At 66.2% G+C, this 21231-nt stretch carries 21 protein-coding genes, 1 tRNA gene and 1 pseudogene; 13 read left to right on the top strand and 10 right to left on the bottom strand.

What is annotated here, in order from left to right; genetic code table 11:
- Both AC1DX2_RS12465 and AC1DX2_RS12460 read right to left on the bottom strand, forming a co-directional pair.
- Window positions 1–809 (bottom strand): annotated as a pseudogene (locus AC1DX2_RS12465) (hypothetical protein); the annotation flags it as partial.
- Between the two features lie 192 nt (window positions 810–1001).
- Window positions 1002–1373, bottom strand: a complete 372-nt coding sequence (locus AC1DX2_RS12460; RefSeq protein WP_477196653.1) for a hypothetical protein — start codon at window positions 1371–1373, stop codon at window positions 1002–1004.
- 238 nt (window positions 1374–1611) lie between these two features.
- Between AC1DX2_RS12460 and ylqF the strand changes: the two genes are divergently transcribed.
- Complete coding sequence (ylqF, locus tag AC1DX2_RS12455) at window positions 1612–2568, top strand: ribosome biogenesis GTPase YlqF (RefSeq protein ID WP_477196652.1); 957 nt, start codon at window positions 1612–1614, stop codon at window positions 2566–2568.
- Here ylqF and AC1DX2_RS12450 read toward each other — a convergent pair.
- Window positions 2565–2855 carry a 2Fe-2S iron-sulfur cluster-binding protein gene (locus tag AC1DX2_RS12450; RefSeq protein ID WP_477196651.1) on the bottom strand — a complete coding sequence of 97 codons (291 nt, stop codon included), beginning with the start codon at window positions 2853–2855 and terminating at the stop codon, window positions 2565–2567. The two genes, ylqF and AC1DX2_RS12450, sit on opposite strands and share 4 nt — an antisense overlap.
- A gap of 120 nt (window positions 2856–2975) precedes the next feature.
- On the opposite strand from AC1DX2_RS12450, the gene AC1DX2_RS12445 reads away from it, so the two are divergent.
- On the top strand, window positions 2976–3371 hold the full coding sequence (locus tag AC1DX2_RS12445) for an MAPEG family protein (RefSeq protein ID WP_477196650.1): 396 nt from the start codon (window positions 2976–2978) through the stop codon (window positions 3369–3371).
- A 23-nt stretch (window positions 3372–3394) separates the two neighbouring features.
- On the opposite strand, the gene AC1DX2_RS12440 is transcribed toward AC1DX2_RS12445, so the two are convergent.
- A complete protein-coding gene (locus AC1DX2_RS12440) occupies window positions 3395–5605 on the bottom strand; it encodes a DUF6600 domain-containing protein (protein WP_477196649.1) in 2211 nt (736 codons plus the stop codon).
- Window positions 5606–5801: 196 nt separating this feature from the next.
- Between AC1DX2_RS12440 and AC1DX2_RS12435 the strand changes: the two genes are divergently transcribed.
- From AC1DX2_RS12435 to AC1DX2_RS12425, 3 genes are all read left to right on the top strand, one after another.
- Complete coding sequence (locus AC1DX2_RS12435) at window positions 5802–6002, top strand: hypothetical protein (RefSeq protein ID WP_477196648.1); 201 nt, start codon at window positions 5802–5804, stop codon at window positions 6000–6002.
- Window positions 6003–6141: 139 nt separating this feature from the next.
- Window positions 6142–6534 carry a YXWGXW repeat-containing protein gene (locus AC1DX2_RS12430; protein WP_477196647.1) on the top strand — a complete coding sequence of 131 codons (393 nt, stop codon included), beginning with the start codon at window positions 6142–6144 and terminating at the stop codon, window positions 6532–6534.
- 188 nt (window positions 6535–6722) lie between these two features.
- The gene (locus AC1DX2_RS12425) at window positions 6723–7673 is read left to right on the top strand and encodes a Bug family tripartite tricarboxylate transporter substrate binding protein (protein ID WP_477196646.1); all 951 of its coding nucleotides are present in this window, start codon (window positions 6723–6725) and stop codon (window positions 7671–7673) included.
- 140 nt (window positions 7674–7813) lie between these two features.
- Here the strand turns inward: AC1DX2_RS12425 and AC1DX2_RS12420 are convergent.
- Window positions 7814–7898, bottom strand: a tRNA-Leu gene (locus AC1DX2_RS12420).
- Between the two features lie 55 nt (window positions 7899–7953).
- Here AC1DX2_RS12420 and cysM point away from each other — a divergent pair.
- From cysM to AC1DX2_RS12405, 3 genes are all read left to right on the top strand, one after another.
- Window positions 7954–8856, top strand: a complete 903-nt coding sequence (cysM, locus tag AC1DX2_RS12415; RefSeq protein ID WP_477196645.1) for a cysteine synthase CysM — start codon at window positions 7954–7956, stop codon at window positions 8854–8856.
- A 17-nt stretch (window positions 8857–8873) separates the two neighbouring features.
- Complete coding sequence (locus AC1DX2_RS12410; protein ID WP_477196644.1) at window positions 8874–9404, top strand: NUDIX hydrolase; 531 nt, start codon at window positions 8874–8876, stop codon at window positions 9402–9404.
- A 90-nt stretch (window positions 9405–9494) separates the two neighbouring features.
- Window positions 9495–9722: a sulfurtransferase TusA family protein gene (locus AC1DX2_RS12405; RefSeq protein ID WP_477196643.1), complete on the top strand. Its 228-nt coding sequence runs from the start codon at window positions 9495–9497 to the stop codon at window positions 9720–9722.
- A gap of 79 nt (window positions 9723–9801) precedes the next feature.
- Here AC1DX2_RS12405 and AC1DX2_RS12400 read toward each other — a convergent pair whose 3' ends face one another.
- The gene (locus tag AC1DX2_RS12400; RefSeq protein WP_477196642.1) at window positions 9802–12723 is read right to left on the bottom strand and encodes a valine--tRNA ligase; all 2922 of its coding nucleotides are present in this window, start codon (window positions 12721–12723) and stop codon (window positions 9802–9804) included.
- A 369-nt stretch (window positions 12724–13092) separates the two neighbouring features.
- Between AC1DX2_RS12400 and AC1DX2_RS12395 the strand changes: the two genes are divergently transcribed.
- A complete protein-coding gene (locus tag AC1DX2_RS12395; protein WP_477196641.1) occupies window positions 13093–13257 on the top strand; it encodes a hypothetical protein in 165 nt (54 codons plus the stop codon).
- Window positions 13258–13384: 127 nt separating this feature from the next.
- On the opposite strand, the gene AC1DX2_RS12390 is transcribed toward AC1DX2_RS12395, so the two are convergent.
- From AC1DX2_RS12390 to AC1DX2_RS12375, 4 genes are read right to left on the bottom strand one after another with little or no spacing between them, the layout of a single operon-like run.
- A complete protein-coding gene (locus AC1DX2_RS12390; protein ID WP_477196640.1) occupies window positions 13385–14938 on the bottom strand; it encodes a hypothetical protein in 1554 nt (517 codons plus the stop codon).
- Window positions 14939–14946: 8 nt separating this feature from the next.
- The gene (locus AC1DX2_RS12385; RefSeq protein WP_477196639.1) at window positions 14947–15162 is read right to left on the bottom strand and encodes a DUF2783 domain-containing protein; all 216 of its coding nucleotides are present in this window, start codon (window positions 15160–15162) and stop codon (window positions 14947–14949) included.
- Between the two features lie 42 nt (window positions 15163–15204).
- Window positions 15205–16923 carry an FAD-dependent monooxygenase gene (locus tag AC1DX2_RS12380; RefSeq protein WP_477196638.1) on the bottom strand — a complete coding sequence of 573 codons (1719 nt, stop codon included), beginning with the start codon at window positions 16921–16923 and terminating at the stop codon, window positions 15205–15207.
- A 12-nt stretch (window positions 16924–16935) separates the two neighbouring features.
- The gene (locus AC1DX2_RS12375) at window positions 16936–17565 is read right to left on the bottom strand and encodes a VOC family protein (protein WP_477196637.1); all 630 of its coding nucleotides are present in this window, start codon (window positions 17563–17565) and stop codon (window positions 16936–16938) included.
- 284 nt (window positions 17566–17849) lie between these two features.
- On the opposite strand from AC1DX2_RS12375, the gene AC1DX2_RS12370 reads away from it, so the two are divergent.
- The 4 genes from AC1DX2_RS12370 to yaaA all read left to right on the top strand — a co-directional run bounded on the left by AC1DX2_RS12370 (window position 17850) and on the right by yaaA (window position 21211).
- On the top strand, window positions 17850–18272 hold the full coding sequence (locus tag AC1DX2_RS12370) for a rubrerythrin family protein (RefSeq protein ID WP_477196636.1): 423 nt from the start codon (window positions 17850–17852) through the stop codon (window positions 18270–18272).
- 142 nt (window positions 18273–18414) lie between these two features.
- Window positions 18415–19767, top strand: coding sequence for a (Fe-S)-binding protein (locus AC1DX2_RS12365; protein WP_477196635.1), 1353 nt, complete (start codon window positions 18415–18417; stop codon window positions 19765–19767).
- Between the two features lie 27 nt (window positions 19768–19794).
- A complete protein-coding gene (locus AC1DX2_RS12360; protein WP_477196634.1) occupies window positions 19795–20370 on the top strand; it encodes a DUF3501 family protein in 576 nt (191 codons plus the stop codon).
- 67 nt (window positions 20371–20437) lie between these two features.
- Complete coding sequence (yaaA, locus tag AC1DX2_RS12355) at window positions 20438–21211, top strand: peroxide stress protein YaaA (protein WP_477196633.1); 774 nt, start codon at window positions 20438–20440, stop codon at window positions 21209–21211.
- Window positions 21212–21231 lie beyond the last annotated feature (20 nt).

The following is a 21231-nucleotide window of genomic DNA, read 5'->3' as shown; positions in this document are numbered from 1 at the left end:
GCCGGCGTGGGTGCCACCGCGGTGGCCGGCGAAGGCGCGGCTGCCGGGACCGGTGCCGGCGCAGCCGGGGCGGGCGCAGGGGGGGCCGGGGCCGGTGCAGGTGCCGGTGGTGCGGGAACCGGTGCCGGGGCGGGCGGTGCCGGCACAGGGGCGGGTGCCGGCGGGGCGGGCACGGGTGCTGGAGGCGCAGGTACCGGTGCGGGTGCTGGCGGTGCAGGAACGGGAGCCGGTGGGGCCGGCACAGGCGCGGGGGCGGGTGCAGGGGGAGCAGGCACCGGCGCGGGTGCTGGCGGGGCTGGCACGGGCGGCGGCGGTGGTGCCGGCACGGGCACTGGCGCGGGTGTGGGCGAGGGTGCGGGCGGGGCTGGCGGCTCAGGCGGCGGCACCGGCTCGGGCGGCGGTGGCAAGGGCACCGGCTTGGGCGGCTCCACCTTCGGCGGGCGGGTTTCCTGCACGATCACCGGCGGCGGTGGCAGCGGTTGGGGTTCGGGCTTGGGCTCGGGGGGCTGGATGGGTGCGGGCTTTTGCACCACGTCGATCGCCCGCGTGGGCAGCACTGGCGTCACCGGCGCCGGTTCGCGCAGCGGTGGCGTGGTGGCGGGCGTGGTTACCGGCGCGCCCGGCGGCTTGTCCGGAATGCGGGTGATGGGCGCCAGGAATTGGTAGACCACCTGGCGCGCGGTGTGCACCGCCGGCACGGCCTGCAGGATGGCCCACAGCAGTGCGATGTGGAACACGCCGGTGCTCACCAGCGCCGGCATGGACATGCGCGGTGGGGGCGGCAGCGTGTTCGACAGCGGATCTATCATCGTCGTGGAGATCGTCGCAAAGGGCCAGACCGCAGGGGCACCCTGTGGGCGCCTCCTCCTGTGTCGGCAGCAGTGTAACCCTGGCCTGCGACTTCTCCTCACCCCGCTTGTGCAGGGTGTAACAGCAACCTGACCACGGCCGGGGCCGGGCCACGCCTTCCGCTCAGAGGGCGTGGCCGACCCCGGCGCGGTTCAGCGCATGGCGACCATCAGCTTGTCGAACTGGCGCACCGCCACCTGGTTGCCGTCCTCGCTGAACTCCAGCGTGGCGCCCGGTGCTGCATTGAAGCGCCCGGCCGCCGTGGCCTGCAACTGGTGGGCCGCCTGCTTGTTCAACTGGCTGTAGTAGCGTGTGCCGCGTTGCCACACCTTCATCACATCGCCCGAGTCAAAGCGGTAGGTGCCCACGTAGTTGTCAAACTCGTGGGGCGCCAGCTTGTACTCGGTTTTCCCTCTCACTTCCACCTGCGTGATACCAGCGTCGGCGCTCTGCGGAGCCGCTTGGGCGCTGGAAAAGCCGCTCAAGGCGGCGGCTGTCAGAATGGCCCAATAGGATGTGCGCATGATGTCTTACTCCAATGACGTTGACTGAACTGGGTACACGGCCGGCATCAGCGGGTTGTCTGTTGTTCGATGCCGGTGCCGCCACGTTAGCGGTGCGCAGTGACCTGCGGGTGGGTCGAGTGACCATCCCACGGCATCGGGTGATGAACGGCGGGGCCGGTGTCAGCGCGCGAACACCGGCCTGCTAAGCTCAGGCGGTTGTTGTTGCGAAAAAAGACAAGAGAAAGACTTCCACCCCATGGCCATCCAATGGTTTCCCGGTCACATGCATGCGACCAAGAAGGCCATCACCGAGCGCGTCAAGGACATCGACGTGGTGATCGAGCTGCTGGACGCCCGCCTGCCCGGCTCCAGCGCCAACCCGCTGCTGGCCGAGCTGACCAGCGGCCGCCCGTCGCTGAAGGTGCTGAACAAGCAGGATCTGGCCGATGCCGCGCGCACGGAGCTGTGGCTGGCCCACTACAACGCGCTGGCGGACACCCGCGCCATCGCGCTGGATGCTGGTGCGACTGCGCCGGCCAAGGCGCTGATCGCCGGCTGCCAGCAGTTGGCACCCAAGCGGGGTGGCATGGCCAAACCCATGCGGGTGCTGATCTGCGGCATCCCCAACGTCGGCAAGTCCACGCTGATCAACACGCTGACCGGCCGGCGCGCCGCCAAGACCGGCGACGAGGCCGGCATCACCAAGCTGGAGCAGCGCATCACGCTGGCCGACGACTTCTACCTGTATGACACGCCAGGCATGCTGTGGCCGCGCATCATCGTGCCGCAAAGTGGCTACAACCTGGCCGCCAGCGGCGCCGTGGGTCGCAATGCCTACGATGACCAGGAGGTGGCGCTGGAGCTGGTGGAGTACCTGGCGCGCCACTACGCCGCACTGCTGCAGGAGCGCTACAAGCTCAAGGCGGTGGAAGGCCAAAAAAGCGAACAGTTGTTGGCCGACATTGGCCGCAAGCGCGGCGCCTTGCGCAGCGGCGCGTCGGTGGACCTGCACAAGGCCGCCGAGGTGTTGATTGCCGATTTCCGCACCGCCAAGCTGGGCCGCCTGACGCTTGAGACGCCGGACGAATACGCCCAGTGGCTGGCTGCCGGCCAGGCGCAGGACGCGCTGCGCCAGGTGAAGAAGGACGCGATTGCGCTGGACCGCAAGGTGCGCTTCAAGCAGATCCCGCGCCCGCCGAGGGAAGAAAGCTAGCCGATCACTTCCAGGTCTGAGCAGGGATAGGCCACGCAGGGCAGGATGTAGCCCTCCTGCTTTTCCTCCGCGCTCAGGCCCGGCCATTCGATCTCATAGCGCACCTGGCCGCTGGCCAATTGGGCGATGCAGGTGCGGCAGTTGCCGTTGCGGCAGGAGCTGGGCCAATCGACCCCGCCCATTTCCAAAGCCACCAGCACCGGCTGGTCGGGCCAGGTGTCCACCTGCATGTCGCGCTGGGGCAGTTTGGCGATGAATTGGTCGGGCAGGGCAGTGGCTTGGCTCATGCCTGATTTATACCCGGTGTCGGACCAACGCTGCTGCGCTGCGGCACAGGAAACGCTGGCGTGCGGAGATGGCACCGCCTAGACTGCGGCCACCCAAACCGTCACTTCGGAGCGCACACCATGAACTCGCCCTTCGCCATGCTCGCCGCCACCACCGTGCTGACCTGGCTCAGCCTGATGGCGGCCAGCCTGGTTCGGGTCCAGGCGTGGACGCCACAAGGCCTGCTGCTGGCCTTTGGCAACCGCGACAACCTGCCGCCCGCCACGCCGCTGGCCGGCCGCGCCCAGCGCTGCGCGGCCAATACGCTGGAGAACTTTGTGCTGTTCGCGGGGCTGCTGCTGGCGGCGCAACTCAAAGGCGGCGATGCGGGGCAGGTGCTGCTGGGCGCCACATTGTTTTTCTGGTCGCGGTTGATCTACATCCCGGTCTACTACGCCGGCATCATCTACCTGCGCACCGCCGTCTGGACGGTCGGTGCGGTGGGCATGGTGCTGATCCTGCTGACCTTGTTTTAGTCAACGCGTCGGCTCGCGGCGGCTCAGCTCCTGTTCTTGTCGTCCTGCGCGCGGCGGCGTTCTTCCTCGATCTTGCGCTCGGCGCCGGGATTCGGGCGCGGGCTGGGCTCGGTGCGTGCCGGCGCGGGCGCCGGTGCCGGCGCTTGTACCGCCGGCCGCTGAGGGGCTGCCTGTTGCGGCGCGGGCTGCGCAGGGGCCGGCTGGGCACTGCGGGTGGGTGCCTCGGGCGGCGTCACCCGGGCGCGGGGTTGCGGCTGCGGTTCAGGCGCCCGCTGGGCCTCCGGTTGGCGCTGCTGCGGGGCCTCACGGGCAGGCGCTTCGCGTTGGGGTGTGTCTGTCTGGTTGCGCCGTTCACGGTCCATGCCACGGCGTTCGACCGGGGGCGGTGATGGCTCCACAGGGCGCACAGCAGGTGGCGCAGCTTCCAGGGGCCGGTTGATCGGCATGTCTGCGCGCGGCCGGGCAGGCTGGGGCTGTGGTTGGGCCTGCGTGGGCGGCGGTGCCATCGGGCCGACCACAGGGGGTTGTGGCTGCGGCTGAGGTGCCACCTGGTTTTGCGGCGCGCGCTCACGCTCGTCGGGCCGGCCGCGCCGCGAGCGGTCGTTGTCGGCACTGGGAGCGGGACTGGCCGGGTTGCCCTGGAGGACCGCAGTCGGTTGCCGCGGCGCTGGCCCCGGGCCGGTAGCAGCGGGCGCGACGGGGCCGACCGGTCCGACGAGGGGCGCCGCTGTTGCCGGGCCTGGTGCCGGGCCGGTGGTGGGCGCTGCGGTGGCAGGTGCGTTGGGCGCAGGCCGGTGGGCGGCGCCCGGCCATGCCATGGCGGGCGGTGGGGTGCGTGTCACCACCGGGCGCTCGCGCACGGATTCGGGGGGCTGCGGCCGGTGCCCGCCACCTTGCCCTGGCCCGGCACCACGGGGTGGCGCCACCGGCGGGGGCGCCCCCACCTGGCCCTGGGCCGCCACTTCTGGCGACACGCGCATGATGCCGCGCGTGGGCCCGTGCGCCTGGCCGAAAGCCGTGGCCGGCAACGCCGCCACGGCACCCGGCACGCGCCGGTTCACATACACCGTGTTGGCGGGATTGGGGTGGTCGTAATGGTTGCTGATCTGCGTCACGTTGATGTGCGTGTTGCTGGTGTTGACACGGGTGAAGTAACCCCGGCTGCTGTGGTAGGGCGGCCGGTACACATCACGCGGCCCCAGCGGGAACCAGGCCACGCCCGGGCCGCCTACGCCCACACGCAGCCCTGAGCCGCCAATGAAGGCCACCAGCGCCGGTGCGTACACCGGCCGCACATGGCGCGGCCCCGGCACCCAGCACCAATGGCCACGCAAGGAGACCCAACGGCCGTAATGCGAGGGTGCGAAGCCCCAGGGTGCGTTGTCCACCCAGGTCCAGCCCCACGGCCGCACCCAGACCCAGCGGCCGTCGTGGTAGGGCGCCCAATCCACCGCCACGCGGGTGGGGGTCCACACATTGCCGTACTCGGGGTCCTGGCGCCAGCTGCCATAGGCGTCCAGCTCCTGGTAGCCGATCACCACCGGTGACACGTAGCGCGCCGAAGCCGAGCGCGTCAGCGCGCGCTCGCGCTCGTTGGACCAGCGGTCGAAATCGGTCTCTGCCGGCAGCGCTGACAGCAGGTAATTGCTCAGGTTGTTGCCGACAAAGCGGTAGGACTGGCCGGGTTTGACCAGGTAGGCACCGCCCTCGCCGGTGACTTCGGCTTCGCCGCTGCGCACCGCCACCGAGGTGGCGCCGCTGGCGTCCACGCTGATGCGGTAGCTGCCGGCCTGGCGCAGCGTAACGGCCAGGTTGGGTGTGTCGATTTCAACCAGCTCGCCTTGCAGCAACTCACGCACCGCCAGGTTCACGGTGCCCTGGGCCAGCTGGAACTGGGCCACGCGTTCGCCCAGGTTCAGGATGTTCAGGCTGGTCTGGCCGTCCACCCGCAGCGCGGCGCTGCCGGTGTCCAGTTCGGCGCGGGCGGCGTTGTCGGTCCACAGCTTGTCGCCCTGGGTCAGCGGGCGGTTGACGTCGGCGTTGGTCCACTCGTCATCGCCGGCGGGGGAGAAGCTGACCATGCCGGTGGCCAGGCTCAGGCGTGCCACGCGGTCGGGCGGGTCGTCCTGGGCGTGGGCGGGCAGCGCCGCCATGCACAGTGCCAGCACGGGCAGCAACAGGGCCTGGCGCAGCAGGCGGACGGGACGGGAGGCGCGCGGGTTCCAAGACGTCATGACGGCTTCCTGAGTGTGACCAGGGTTTAACGCCCCATGTTAGGGCGCCGATGACAGTCGCGCCCAGGGGTTTACGCCCTGTTACCTGCGCAAGAAAACTGAAAGGAACTGAAAAGAACGGGACTGCGCCTGAGCTGCCGCGCGGGTCACAGTCCTGTGACAGTTTTCGGTGCGACCGGACCTAAGCTTGGCACCCATGGAACTCGTACCGCACTACATCTGGAACATGCCGTCGCGGTTGACAGGCAAGGACACCTGGCAGACCCGCGACAAGCTCACCGCCGAGCAGGCCCTGGCCTGCAACCCGGACGCCTGGCCGGTGTACCGGTCGGTGGAGTTGCGGCCGGTTGGCCGCAGTGGGGCGCCGGCTTCCAGGGCAGCGCACGCGTTCAGCTGAACTCTTGCGCCACCCAGGCGCGGCAACGCGTGCGCTGGCGCACAGACGCCGCGTGAACGGTGGCCCTAACCTGTGCAGCGTGATCGAGGTGGATTTGCTGAAATCTGCTCCGCACGCTCCAATTTACAAGGGGTCTTTCATGCGCGCTCTCTCACTGCTCCGTCCGTCCCTGTTGGCCGCCGCCATGGCCATCGCAGCCCTGGGGGCCGTCACCTTGCCCACCAGCGCCAGTGCCCAGGTGGGTGTGTATTTCGATGTTGCGCCGCCGCCGCCGCGCCACGAAGTGGTGCCAGCGCCGCGGCGCGGCTATGTGTGGGCACCGGGTTACTGGGACTTGAAAGGCCGCCGTCACGTCTGGCGGCCGGGCCATTGGGAGCGTGTGCGGCGCGGCTACCACTACGCCGAACCGACGTGGGCGCAGCGTGATGGCCGCTGGTACCTGGAGCGTGGCCGCTGGGCCCGCGGCGACCGTGACGGTGACGGTGTGCCCAACGCGGTGGACCGCCGGCCCAACGACCCGACACGGCGCTGAGGCCGACTGCAGCGCGGGTAGCCGCGCCTGAGTTGTGGTTCAACACCAAGGGCCTGCAGATGTCCATCTGCGGGCCCTTTTTCTTTGCCCGTGCCTTGATGAATCTGCTTGCCAATCCTTGACGTCGTGTTGGCTTATGCTTTCAGTCCATCCTGTCGACAAGGGGTAACGTGCGCAGAAGACATTTCATGGGTCTGGTTTCGGCCTTGACTGGCCTGGCCGGCCCCGGCGCATTCGCAGCCACCCCGGCCTACCCGGTGAAGCCGATCCGGTTGTTGGTTCCGTATGCGCCGGGTGGCGCCGGCGACATCGTGGCGCGCCTGGTGGCGAAGCAACTGGGCGAGCGCATGGGCCAACCGGTGATCGTGGACAACCGGCCCGGCCCCCTGGTCGCGATGGCCACGGTGGCCAGGGCACCGGCCGATGGTTACACCCTGGTGATGACCACCAGTGGCACGGCCCTGAGCTCGGTGCTGTTCAAGGCAGTACCGTATGACTTGATGGGCGACTTCATCCACGTCTCGACACTGGCCTCGTTTGACCTCGTGCTGCTGACCGGCAGCCAGTCAGGCTTGCAGTCCGCGGCGCAGGTGCTGGCCTATGCCAAGGCCAATCCGGGCCAGTTGAACATCGCCACCATCCAGCCGGGCAGCACGCAGCACCTGGCGGCGGAGTTGTTCAAGGCCATGGCCGGCATCAGCGCTGTCGTCGTGCCCTACAAGTCCACCGCCGATGTGGTCCTGGCCTTGCGCTCTGGGCAGGTGCAAGTGGCGCTGGAGATCCTGCCGCCGGTGCTGGGTCAAATCGCCGGCCAGGAGATCAAGGCTTTGGCGTTGACCTCAGCACACCGGTTTGCGGGCTTGCCCGATGTGCCGACCTTGGCCGAAGGCGCCGTCCCGGGCTTTGATGCCAGCTCGTGGAATGGCATCAGCGTGCCCGGCAAGACGCCGCCGGCCATCGTGTCACGGCTGGCCACCGACATCAAGGCGGTGATGGGCATGCCCGACGTGCAACAGACGCTGCATGCCATGGGCATGGTGGCGCGGGCCAGCTCGCCCGATCAAATGGCGGCACATGTGAAGGCCGAGGTTGCGAAGTGGAAGGGCGTGATCGACAAAGCGGGCATCCCATTTCAATGACGACGAACGACTGCTGGAGCCGCTCGGCCTGGCAAAGACCCGACGGGGTCGCCGGGACGGCCCAGGTGGTACAGTCTTTTTGCGGAAAGCGTGCGAAATGGGAAACGGACAGGCTACGCAAGGCGTAGCGGCAAAAGAGGTGGTGCCCGGGGCCGGACTCGAACCGGCACGCCTTGCGGCGGGGGATTTTGAGTCCCCTACGTCTACCAATTTCATCACCCGGGCATCGTTCGCGCACGGAGCGCGAAAGACGAAAATTATCGCACAGATCACAGCAGCCATGAAATACCAGAGCATTGAAGACGTCATTGGAAAAACCCCGCTGGTGGCCTTGCAGCGCATCGCCGCGCAGGACAACGCCGCGCGCGGCAACGTGATCCTGGGCAAGCTGGAGGGCAACAACCCGGCCGGCTCGGTGAAGGACAGGCCGGCCGTGTCCATGATCAAGCGCGCGCAGGAGCGTGGCGACATCAAGCCGGGCGACACGCTGATCGAGGCCACGTCGGGCAATACCGGCATCGCGCTGGCCATGGCGGCGGCCATCAAGGGCTACCGCATGGTGTTGATCATGCCGGAAGACCTGTCGGTGGAGCGCGCCCAGACCATGAAGGCCTTTGGCGCTGAGCTGATCCTGACGCCCAAGAGCGGCGGCATGGAGTACGCGCGCGACCTGGCCGAGCAGATGCAAAAGGACGGCAAGGGCCGGGTGCTGGACCAGTTCGCCAACGCGGATAACCCGCGCATCCACTACGAGACCACCGGCCCCGAGATCTGGGCCGACACCGGCGGGCGCGTGACCCACTTTGTCAGCGCCATGGGCACCACCGGCACCATCACCGGGGTGTCGAAGTTCTTGAAAGAGAAGAACCCGGACGTGCGCATCATCGGCGCCCAGCCCAGCGAGGGCTCGCGCATCCCCGGCATTCGCAAGTGGCCGCAGGAATACCTGCCCAAGATTTACGACGCGAGCCGGGTGGATGACCTGGTGCTGGTCAGCCAGGCCGATGCCGAGGAGACTTGCCGCCGCCTGGCGCGCGAAGAGGGCATCTTCGGCGGCATCTCGGCCGCCGGCGCTTGCTGGGTGGCGCTGCAACTGGCCAAGACGGTGGAGAACGCGACCATCGTCTTCGTGGTCTGCGACCGCGGCGACCGCTACCTGTCCACCGGCGTGTTCCCCGCCTGAGGCCACCAGGAGTGGACATGACACACGAATTCAAGTTCTGCCCCAACTGCGCCAACCCGCTGGAGTTCATCGCCCGGCTGGAGGACGGCGGCGAGAAGGAGCGCCTGCGCTGCGTGGCCTGCGGCTACACGCACTGGAACAACCCCACGCCGGTGCTGGCGGCGGTGATCGAATACCAGGGCCAGATACTGCTGGCGCGCAACGCCGCCTGGCCGGGCAAGATGTACGCGCTGATCACCGGCTTCATGGAGGCCGGTGAGACGCCGCAAGAGGGCATAGCGCGTGAGATTCTTGAGGAGACCAGCCTGCGCACAGATGCGCTGGACCTGATCGGCGTCTACGACTTCCAGCGCATGAACCAGATCATCATCGCCTACCACGCGGTGTGCAGCGGCGAGGTCAGCCTGTCGCCCGAGCTGGCCGATTACCGGCTCTACACGCCCGAGACCGTCAAGTGCTGGCCCGCCGGCACGGGCTATGCGCTGGCCGACTGGCTGAAGTCGCGCGGGTACACGCCGCAATTCGTGGAATTCCCCAAGCGAGCCTGATACCTTGCGGGACAGACCGTAGCGAAGCGGAGCTCTGTCTTCAACACGTTGATGGCGGCGGCCTTAGAATCCGGCAACCGAGGAAACACCATGAACATCGACCAAGAAATCGACACCCGCGGCCTGAACTGCCCGTTGCCCATCCTGAAGGCCAAGAAGGCGCTGGCGGCCATGCAAAGCGGCCAGACGCTGAAGGTGGTGGCCACCGACGCCGGCTCGGTGCGCGATTTCCAGGCGTTTGCCAAGCAGACCGGCAACGAACTGGTGGACCAGCAGACCATTGGCAACGAGTTCGTGCACGTGATGCGCCGGCGCTAAGCTGCCTTTCCGCTCAGGCAGCGGTCAAGCAAAAAAGGGCTACGGCATGCCGTAGCCCTTTTGCTTTGGGCGAGAGTGCTCAGCCCAGGCGGTTCAACTGCTCTTTAAGCTTCGCCAGTGTGGCTTCAAAATCCGCCAGCCTCTTGCGCTCCTGGTCAAGCACGGCCGGAGGCGCCTTGGCCACGAAAGCTTCATTTGACAACTTGGCCTTGCACTTGGCTATCTCACCTTCGATGCGCGCAATCTCTTTGGTTACTCGGGCTTTTTCGGCGGCCTTGTCGACCTCAACGTACAAGCACAAGCGCGTCTCGCCGACCACGGCGACCGGGGCTGTCTCAGCGGCAGCCGCCCAGGCTGCCTCCTCGTCAAACACCTTGACCTCGCTGAGCTTGGCAAGCGCTTGCAGCACCGCGCCGGAGTCTTTCAGAAACTGCCCTTCGGCCGCGCTGGCCGCGACTGCATACAGCGGCAGCTTGATGGCCGGCGAAACCTTCATCTCACCCCGCAGGTTGCGGCAAGCATCCACCAACTGCTTCAACTTGTTGATCTTGGCAATGGCGCTTTCGTCGATCTTCTCTGGCTGGCTGACCGGGTACTTGGCCACGCTGATGGAAGTATCCGGGCCACCCAGACCCGCGACGGGGGCTACCGTCTGCCACAAATCCTCGGTGATGAAGGGAATCAGCGGGTGGGCCAGCCGCAGGATGGCTTCCAGCGTGCGGATCAGCGTGCGGCGGGTGGCGCGTTGCGCGGCATCGTCGCCGGTCTGGATCTGCACCTTGGCGATTTCCAGGTACCAGTCGCAGAACTCGTCCCACACGAACTGGTAGATGGTGTTGGCCACATTGTCCAGGCGGAAGTCAGCGAAGCCCTGGGCCACCTCGGCCTCGGTCTTTTGCAGCAGCGATGAGATCCAGCGGTCGGCCGCGCTGAAGCGCATGTAACCATGGAACGGCCCGCCTGGCTGGCATTCATCCTTGGTGTGCTCTTTCAGGCCGCAGTCGTTGCCTTCGCAATTCATCAGCACAAAGCGGGTGGCGTTCCACAGCTTGTTGCAGAAATTGCGGTAGCCCTCGCAGCGCTTGGTGTCGAAGTTGATGTTGCGGCCCAGGCTGGCGTAGCTGGCCATGGTGAAGCGCAATGCATCGGCACCGTAGGCCGGCATGCCGGTGGGGAATTCCTTGCGCACGCGCGCTGCCACCTTGGGTGCGGTCTCGGGCTTGCGCAGGCCCACGGTGGATTTTTTCACCAGCGTTTCGATGTCCACGCCGTCCATCAGGTCCACCGGGTCCAGCACGTTGCCCTCGGACTTGCTCATCTTCTTGCCTTCGCTGTCGCGCACCATGCCGTGGATGTACACGGTCTTGAACGGCACGCGCCCGGTGAAGTGCGTTGTCATCATGATCATCCGCGCCACCCAGAAGAAGATGATCTCGTAGCCCGTCACCAGCACGCTGGACGGCAGGTACAGGTCCATGTCTTCCGTCGGCTTCTCACCGGCTTTCCAGCCGAGCGTGGAGAAGGGCACCAGGGCAGACGAGTACCAGGTGTCCAGCACGTCCTCGTCGCGCGTCAGCGTCTTGCCGGGCGCCTTGGCCTGCGCCTGCGCCTCGCTCTCGGCCACGTAGACCTTGCCGTCCTCGTCGTACCAGGCCGGGATCTGGTGGCCCCACCACAGCTGGCGGCTGATGCACCAGTCCTGGATGTTGTTCATCCACTGGTTGTAGGTGTTGACCCAGTTCTCGGGCACGAACTTCACGTCGCCGCTGGCCACCGCATCCACCGCTTTCTGCGCGATGGATTTGCCCGTGGGGTCTTGCGGGCTGACCTTGGTGGTGGCGACGAACCATTGGTCGGTCAACATCGGCTCCACCACCTGGCCGGTGCGGGCGCACACCGGCACCATGTGCTTGTGTGGCACGGCTTTTTCCAGGAAGCCCTGAGCCTCCAGGTCGGCCAACACCGCCTTGCGGGCGACGTAGCGGTCCATGCCACGGTAGGCCACCGGGCCGTTGTCGTTGATCTTCGCGTCCAGCGTGAAGATGGTGATCATCGGCAGGTTGTGCCGTTGTGCGCAGGCGTAGTCGTTGAAATCGTGCGCGCCGGTGATCTTGACGCAGCCGCTGCCGAATTCGCGGTCCACGAAGTCGTCGGCGATGATGGGAATCTGCCGGTCGCACAGCGGCAGGTCCACCATCTTGCCGATCAGGTGCTTGTAACGGTCGTCTTCCGGGTGTACGGCCAGCGCGCCGTCGGCCAGCATGGTTTCGGGCCGGGTGGTGGCGATGTGCATGCCGCGCATCTCGCTGCCGTCAGCGGCCTTCTGCGGGCCGTCGCTGAACGGGTACAGGATGTGCCACATGTGGCCGTCGCGCTCTTCGCTTTCCACCTCCAGGTCGGAGACGGCGCTTTTCAGCACCGGGTCCCAGTTGACCAGGCGCTTGCCACGGTAGATCAGGCCTTGCTCGTACAGCTGCACGAAGGTAGCCGTCACCGTGGCGGACAGCTTGTCGTCCATGGTGAAGTACTCGCGCTCCCAGTCCACGCTGGCGCCCATGCGGCGCATCTGTTGTGTGATGGTGTCGCCGGACTGCTTCTTCCACTCCCACACCTTGCTGACGAAGTTGGGTCGGCCAAGGTCGTAGCGGCTCAGCTTCTGGTCCTGCAACTGGCGTTCCACCACGATCTGGGTGGCGATGCCGGCGTGGTCGGTGCCCGGTACCCACACCGTGTTGTGGCCCAGCATGCGGTGGTAGCGCGTCAGCGAGTCCATGATGGTCTGGTTGAACGCGTGGCCCATGTGCAGCGTGCCGGTCACATTGGGCGGCGGCAGCTGGATCGCGAACGAAGGCTGATCGGCCTTGGCCGCATGCGTGCCCCGGTGGCCCGCCGCGCCATAGCCGCGCTGCTCCCATACCGGGCCCCAGTGGGCTTCCAGGGCGGCGGGTTCAAACGACTTGGACAGGCTGTTCAGGCCGGGTTGTTGCAGTGGGTCGGTCATGGTCTCTAGCGAGGGGTCGGTCAGGGCCTTTATGGGCAACTGACGGGCATGCCGCCAGCCTTCTCAAGCGAGGCCGGAAGCGGTTTATCGGGCCGGGAAGCTTCCATTTTATTCGACGACCACCGGTGAACCTGGCCGGTACGGATTTGTCCTACAGAGGAACGCGACTTATACGCGCAGACGGCAGCGTTGACCAAGCCTACATTCAGTCCCACGGTGAAGCGAAGTGTTGGTTGCAAGTCACCTTCAATTGCTTCCAGATGTCTCCGAACTCATTGGTTGAAACACCTGGACACAAGTGGTGACAGCACCGGCCCCGCATCGCCGATGCTTGCAACCGTGAACTCACGAAAAGGAAAAGGACGTCGTATGAAGCGCTTCGCAGTTTTCTCGCTGGCCATGGGCCTGTTCATGGCCCTGGGCATCACTGCTTGCAGCGGCAACACGGTGGACAGCGCCCTGGCGTTCAGCGCGGCGATGGAAGCCAGTGATGCGCCGGCGGGCAATTCGCCTTTGACCAAAGCCATGCCTTAGCCACGCGGATGGTCCCGCGTTTGGCGTCCCTGTGGGGCGCATCCCGCCGCCCTGCGTAAGCCTGTCGTTCCACTGACGTCGGTGACGCAATGGAGCTGTATATGGAAACAGCTGCGCCGCCGCTTGTTCAGGCCGTGTGCTTTGTCCCTTTGCCCGGCGCCAGAAACCCCATCATCGCCGCCAGCGGCAGCGCCGAGCGCGGCAGGTAGCCCATGCGCCACAGACCACCATGGTTGGCGGCGGCGCTGAACTGCTCCAGCGGGTGCGCCAGCGGGGTGGCCGGGTTGGCCACGCTGCCGGCGTAGCGCAGGTCGTGCACCCACATGGCGGCCATCAACGCGTTGGTGGTTTCGGGCGCGAACACCTCAATGCCAAAGCGGTGCGCGCCGTCAAAGCCGGCCTTCAGCGCCGCGTTCTTGGTGACGGACGTGGTGGTGGTGGATGGTGCCACATTAAAGCTGACGCGTTGCCCCTGTGCCCGCGCCACCAGCGCGCGCCATTGCTGCAGCCGCTTGGCCAGCGCGTAGTTGGGACCTTGCTCCACCACGAGCGCGTCCACCAGGCCATAGCGGCGGCCCTGGTCGCCGGTGATCAGCTCGGTGATGTGCGGGCGCAGCCAGCGCCCGGCGCTCAAGGCGCGCACCGGCGACAGCGCGGTCTGGCGCAAGGTGCTGCGCTGTGCATAGCGCAGCATCACGGCGTTGGCGATGCTTTCGGGCACGACGAAGATGTCGGTGGGCGTGGCCATGAACATGCGGCCGGTGTCGCCCTTGGCGGCGCTGACGGTCTGGGCAATGGCGTCCATGGCCAGTACCACGCGCACATGGCGCTCGCCGTCCAGGTAGGCCAGCGCGGCAATGTCCAGCGTGGGCGCAATGCCGGCCAGCCAGGCGGCGATGTCGGGTGTATCGGTCAATAGGTTGGCGCCGGCATGTTCCTGCCAGTCGGCCGGCTTGCCGGCTGACTTGCCGTGCGGTATGGGGGCCAGCAGCCGGGCGTTGCCCTGGTCCACCAGCGTGGTGATCTTCTTCCACGCCGCGGTGTTGGGCAGGTCCACCGCCACCAGGTTGGCGCGCCATTTGGCCAGCCAGGCCAGGGGGCCGGCTTCGGAGCCGGCGCCCAGCAGCACCAGGTGGCGGTCTGACAAATCCAGCCACTGCGGGTTGTCCAGCACGCGCAGCAGCGCCTGGGCATGTCCGGGCTCCACCACGCCCTGCTCCTGCCAGCGGGCGATCACATCGCGCAGTGCATTGCCTTGCAGCAGTTGGCCGCGGTAGGGTAAAGCCCAGGGCTGTACCTTGGCCGGGCCGCGGCCCTTGTGCTCATGGGTGGCCAGGCGGCGCTGCGGCGTCGCCATGGCAGCGGCCAACTCCAGTGGCTGCTTGCCGCGCACGAAATGCAACTGGCGCCAGGCCTCGTCCAGCCCCGCCTGGGCGCTGGCGACGGCGAACGCCGCATTGGCCGCACCGGCGGCGCTGAGCGCGCGCAGATGCTGCGGGTAGCCGCGCCGCCAATTGCCCTCAGCCGCCAGCGCCTGCTGGGCGGCTTCCAGCTCGGGTGTGCTGCCGGCTTCCAGCGCGGCGCCGAAGATGGCCTTGGCGGTGCGCGTGGTGCTGTGGGCGGCACCCCCCTCGCGCGGGTACTGGATGCCTTCGGTGGCGGCGGGGCTGCTTGGGGCCATGGCCGGGCTCAGGCGGCAGTGGTGCTGTCTGCTGCTGCCGGCGGCAATTTGGCGGCGGCGTCCACACATTGCTTCAACACACCGGCATCGCCCACCTGGTTGGCCAACAGCAGGATCAGCCGTGCATTCAACAACTCGGATTGTTCGCGGCTCAGGCCGGTGTGGGCGTCCAGCAGCTGTTCATAAAAGCTGTCGGAATCCTGGAAGTTCAGGCTGGTTTTCATGCTGCGCATTGTGGCTGCTTTGCCATCTTCCTCAAAGTGCCATCACAACGCGAGCGCCCGCTCGGCGGCGTGCACCAGCGCGGCATCCACGTCTTCGCCGACTGCGGCCAGGTAGCTGTCGGGGCGCAGCAGGGCCCAGCGCAGGCCGAACACGTGGGCAGCACGTTTGAGCTTGTCGTCGGGGTCTAGTACCTGCTCGCGCGCCAGTGCTGGCGTGCCCGGCGCCACCACCTGCACGCAACGCAAGGGCGCGTGCGCGGTCAGCAGGCGCAGCCGTTGCATCTCGTTGGCGCTCACTTCGCCGAACACCAACAGCAACAGATGCCCGCCGGCCCAGGCCAGCAAGTCGTTCAGCGTGCCGGGTGTGCCGTCGGCCCAGGCCAGCGCGGTGTTTTGCACCGACACACCGCCTTCGGGCTCGCACACGGCGGAGCGGTGGTAGCTGTTGGCGGTGGCCATGCGGCCGGTGTTGACCAGCTGGCGGGCGAACGGGTATTGCCGCGCCAGGCCGATGGTGGCGTCGCGAAACAGCGTTTCCACGCCAGCGGCCGGCCGCAGGAAGCGCGTGGTGCGGCTGGTCACTTTGACGTTCTCGCGGGCAGCTTGAACGCGCTCCTGGTGGTAGCTGTCCAGCAGCGTGGGCGGCGCCAGGCCCTTGTGCACGGCGGCCAGCTTCCAGGCCAGGTTGTCGGCGTCGGCAATGCCGCTGTTACCGCCACGGGCGCCAAAGGGGCTGACGATCTTGGCCGCATCGCCCATGAAGAACACACTGCCATGGCGCAACTGGTGCAGCAGCTGGCTGCGGTAGGCATAGGGCCCCACCCACACGATGTCAAAGCGCGCGTCGGGGCCAAACTGGCGGTGCAGACGCTCGCGCACCACGTCTTCGCGGCTGACTTCCTTGGGGTCGCTGTTGGCGGCCATCTGGTAGTCGATGCGCCAGACGTCATCGGCCATCAGGTGCTGCCAGACCGCGCGGTTGTCGTTGAAGGGGGCCTCTATCCAGGTGTGCCGTTCCAACGGCGGGTGCTCGTCAAAGCGCACGTCGGCAATGCACCAGCGGTCGTCGCCCAGCCGGGTGGTCTTTTCCACACCGCACCAGGCGTGGAAGGGGCTGGCCGAGCCGGTGGCATCCACCACGTGGTCGGCCTGCAGCGTGTAGCGGCCGGCCGGTGTGTCCACCTCCAGTGTGGCGTAACCGTCGTGCTGGCTGAAGCCCACCACGCGCGATTTCCAGCGCAGGTCGATCTGGCCCAGCTCGGCAATGCGCTCCACCAGGAAGCCCTCGATGTAGAACTGCTGGATGTTGATGAAGGGCGGCTGGCTGGACAGGCCAAACGCGTCCTGCTGGCGCAGGTCGAACGCGTACACCTCGTCGTTGCCGGCGAAGGTGCGGCCCACGCTCCATTGCACGCCGCGCGCGGCGATGCGCTCATACAACCCCAGGCGGTGGAAGATCTCCAGCGACTTTTGCGTGTAGCAGATGCCGCGCGAAGCCGCTCCGCGCACGCCCACGGTGTCGTCTTCGTCCAGCAGCACCGCTGGCACGCCGAGCTTGGCCAGCGCGCAGGCCAGCGTCAGCCCGCTGATGCCGGCGCCGACGATGACGATGGGCGCGCGCTGCACCTGCCCGTTGCGCAGCACCTCGGGCGCCACGAAGGGGTAGCGCGGCAGCTCATAGGCGCTGCCCTGCGCGAACTCGTAGCCGTTGGTGTAGGCGGCGTCCCTGTAGTCCCGCTCGCCGGTGGTGGCCTGTGCCATCTGTACCGGCCCTCAGTGCGCCTGCTTGGCGGCTGTCACCTCGGGGCGGTCGTTCTGCTGCGGCTTCAGCGGTGCCGTGGCCTTGCCGGCGGCGCGGTCCGCTCGCCATTGCTCCTTGCGCGCATTCCATTCCTTCAGGCGGCTGTGGGCCACCTTGCTTTCCTCCAGCATCTCGAACTCATCGGCGACCTGGGCTGACAGCTCCAGCCGTATGCCGTTGGGGTCGAAAAAATAGATGCTCTTGAAGACGTGGTGGTCGGTCACGCCCAGCACCTCGATGCCGTGCGCCTGCAGCCGCGCCTTCATGCTGTCCAGCTCGGCGATGGAATTGACGCGAAAGGCAACGTGGTTGACCCACAGCGGCGTGTTGGGTGACGGCTCGGCGGCCTGATCGTCACCCAGGTCAAAGAAGGCGATGAAGGAGCCGTCCTGCAGGCGGAAGAAGAAGTGCGTATAGGGGCAGTACTCGCCGGTGCTGGGCACATGGTCGCTCTGGATGATGTGGTACAGCGGCAGCCCCAGGATGTCTTCGTAGAAGTGCCGGGTCTCCTCGGCGTCGCGGGCGCGGTAGGCGTAGTGGTGCAACTGCTGTATGGGCGGCGGCGCCGGCAGCGCATTGGCGATGGAGGAGGGGGTGGTCATGGTCTGAGTCTCTTTGTGAGGTCGGCTTTTTTGCAGCCGTGGCGTCAACTGTACCTCTGCCGGCGCCGTGCTTGCCACGGAAGTTCTTTCGGGCTTGACGGGGATCAGGGAATATGGATTAATGATAAGCATTGACTTATATAAGTCGATAGTTAAAGACAATGCGTTGCATTGAAGCAGCCAATTAGACGTTGGCCGGTTTCAGGACTAGGCTGTTCCTGTCTTTGGCATGGCCCAAGGCATGTGTCCGTTCCCATCCACGCTTTCACTCCAAGGAGATTTCCATGGCTGCACTCAAAGGCTCGAAGACGGAAGAAAACCTGAAAGCCGCCTTCGCGGGCGAGTCTCAGGCCAACCGCCGCTACCTGTACTTCGCGAACAAGGCCGACATTGAAGGCCAGAACGACGTCGCGGCCCTGTTCCGTTCCACCGCCGAAGGCGAGACCGGCCATGCCCATGGCCACCTGGAATGGCTGGAGCAGTGCGGTGACCCGGCCACCGGCCTGCCCATCGGCCCCACCCGCGACAACCTGAAGGCGGCGGTGGCGGGCGAGACGCACGAGTACACCGACATGTACCCTGGCATGGCCAAGACCGCGCGCGAAGAAGGCCACGACGAGATCGCCGACTGGTTCGAAACCCTGGCCAAGGCCGAGCGTTCGCACGCCAACCGCTACGCCAAGGCGCTGGCCGAGCTGGTGGACTGACCGCTCACCTGGCGCGTCGCGGCGCGCCACAGCGTCATCAACGCTGCGTGTTGGGCATTGCCAGACCGGCAGTGCCCAATGCGAAGCCTTGAGTTTCTCCGGCCTTGTTTCCCCTTCAGACACCCGCCAGAAAGAACCAGCCATGTCTGTACGCGAAGGTAATCTGGACGCCCCCACACGCCACCCCATAGACTGGAAGGGCGCTGACTACTACAACGAAGAAGCCACCTTCAAGGAGCTGGAGCGCATCTTCGACATCTGCCACGGCTGCCGGCGTTGCGTCAGCCTGTGCGGCTCCTTCCCCACGCTGTTCGACCTGGTGGACGAGAGCAAGACGATGGAGGTGGACGGTGTCGCCAAGCAGGACTACTGGAAGGTGGTGGACCAGTGCTACCTGTGCGACCTGTGCTACATGACCAAGTGCCCCTATGTGCCGCCGCATCCGTGGAACCTGGACTTTCCGCACACCATGCTGCGTGCCAAGGCCATCAAGTTCAAGAAGGGCGAGGTCAAGGCCGGCGAGCGGTTTTTGGCCTCTACCGATGTGCACGGCCAGTTCGCCGGCATTCCCGTCGTGGTGCAGGTGGCCAATGCGGTGAACAAGACCAAGCCGGCCCGTGCGGCGATGGAAAGTTTGCTGGGTGTGGACCGCAATGCCTGGTTGCCGGCGCTGGCCACGCGCAAGTTTCGTTCGGGCGCGGCGAAATCGGCGCCGCACCCGGTGAAGGACGGCGAGAAGACCCCCGGCAAAGTGGCCATCTACGCCACCTGCTATGTCAACTACAACGAGCCGGGCATAGGGCAGGACCTGCTGAAGATCCTGGACCACAACGCCATCCCCTATGTGTTGGTGGACAAGGAAAGCTGCTGCGGCATGCCCAAGCTGGAGCTGGGCGACCTGGATGCGGTGGACAGCCATAAGCAGACCAACGTGCCCGTGTTGGCGCGCTACGCGAAAGAGGGTTACGCCATCCTGGCCGCCGTGCCCAGCTGCGCGCTGATGTTCAAGCAGGAACTGCCGCTGATGTACCCGCAGGACGCTGATGTGCAGTTGGTCAAGGAAGCCATGTGGGACCCGTTCGAGTACCTGATGGCGCGCAAGCGCGATGGTCTGTTGAAGGTGGAGTTTTCGCAGCCGCTGGGCAAGGTCAGCTACCAGATTCCCTGCCACGGCCGGGTGCAGAACATTGGCAAGAAGACCGAGGAGATGCTGAAGATGGTGCCCGGCACCAGCGTGCACACGCACGAGCGCTGCTCGGGCCATGCCGGCACCTTCGGCGTGAAGAAGGCCACACACCAGCAAGCCATGAAGATTGGCAAACCCTTGTTCAAGGCCATGGCCAACCACAAGGACGGTGGCCTGCCGGACGTGATCAGCAGTGATTGTCCGCTGGGCGGCCACCACATCGCCCAGGGCTTTGAAGTCAACGCGCTGGGCAATCCGCCGCAAAAGCATCCGCTGACGCTGGTGCGCGAAGCGTATGGACTGAAATAACACCGGAAATTGGACTCTGACCCCAAGATGATTACCCGCGACAGCCTGATGACGCTGGAGGCCTACAGCAAGTACCGCAAGGAACACAAGGCCGAGATCATTGCGCACCGCAAGCTGCGCAGTGTGGCCTTGGGCGAGCACGTGCATGTGCAGTTCGAGAGCGAAAACACCATGCGCTACCAGATCCAGGAGATGCTGCGCATCGAGAAGATCTTCGAGGAAGAAGGCATACAGCAGGAGATCGACGCCTATGCGCCGCTGGTGCCCGATGGCAGCAACTGGAAAGCCACCATGATGATCGAGTACCCCGACGTCAACCAGCGCAAGCGCGAGCTGGCCCGGCTGATCGGGGTGGAGGACCGCATGTTTGTCGAGGTAGAGGGGCACGCCAGGGTCTATGCCATCGCCGACGAGGACCTGGCGCGCGAGAACGACGAGAAAACATCCGCGGTGCACTTCCTGCGCTTCGAGTTCTCGCCACCCATGCGCGCCGCCATCGAGGCCGGCGCAGCGGTGACGCTGGGCTGTGACCACACCCACTACCCGGCCCATGTGAGCATCCGGGACGACACGCTGGCCTCTCTGGCCGGGGATTTCCGGTAGCGCCGCAGGGCTGGCCCCGCAGTTTCTGGATAATCAAGGCTTCTACGAGAAGCCCGTCTGACCTTGCATGCTGTTCCTGATTTCCCCGGCCAAAGCGCTGGACTATGACACCCCGGTGCCGGCCGAGTTGCCGCACACCCGGCCGCTCTTCGCTCGGCAGTCGGCCGAGCTGATTGGCGTCATGCGCCAGAAGACCTCCGCGCAGGTGGCCCAGATGATGGAACTGAGCGAGTCACTGGCGGATCTGAATGTGAAGCGCTACAAGGCCTGGTCCAGCCGCTTCACCGCGAAGAACTCGCGCCAGGCGGTGCTGGCCTTTGACGGTGATGTCTACGGCGGCCTGCAGGCGCGCAGTCTGGGTGCAGAAGACCTGGATTGGGCGCAGCAACACCTGTGCATCCTGAGCGGCCTGTACGGCGTGTTGCGGCCGCTGGACTGGATACAGCCTTACCGGCTGGAGATGGGCGTGCGCGTGGCGACGACCAAGGCCAAGGATCTGTACGGCTACTGGAACCCGATGCTGACCGACTACCTGAACCAGCGCCTGAAGGCGGACGCCTCGCCGGTGCTGGTGAACCTGGCTTCGACCGAATACTTCGGCGCGGTGCAGCGCAAGGCCTTGAAAGCCCGGGTGGTGGAGTGCCGCTTTGAGGACTTTCATGGTGGCAGCTACAAGGTCATCAGCTTCAACGCCAAACGGGCCCGCGGCCTGATGGCACGCTATGCGGTTCAACAACGCGCGATGACGCCCAAGTCGCTGGAGAATTTCACCGCCGAAGGCTTTGCCTTCGCGCCTGCGGTGTCCCAGCCAGACCAGTTGGTGTTTCGGCGCAAGCTTTGAGGGGCAAGACCGTGAGCCAG

Source organism: Hylemonella sp. P2_B10, assembly GCF_056404875.1.
Note: the sequence above shows the minus strand (reverse complement) of the source record. Positions and strands in the feature narration are given on the sequence as shown.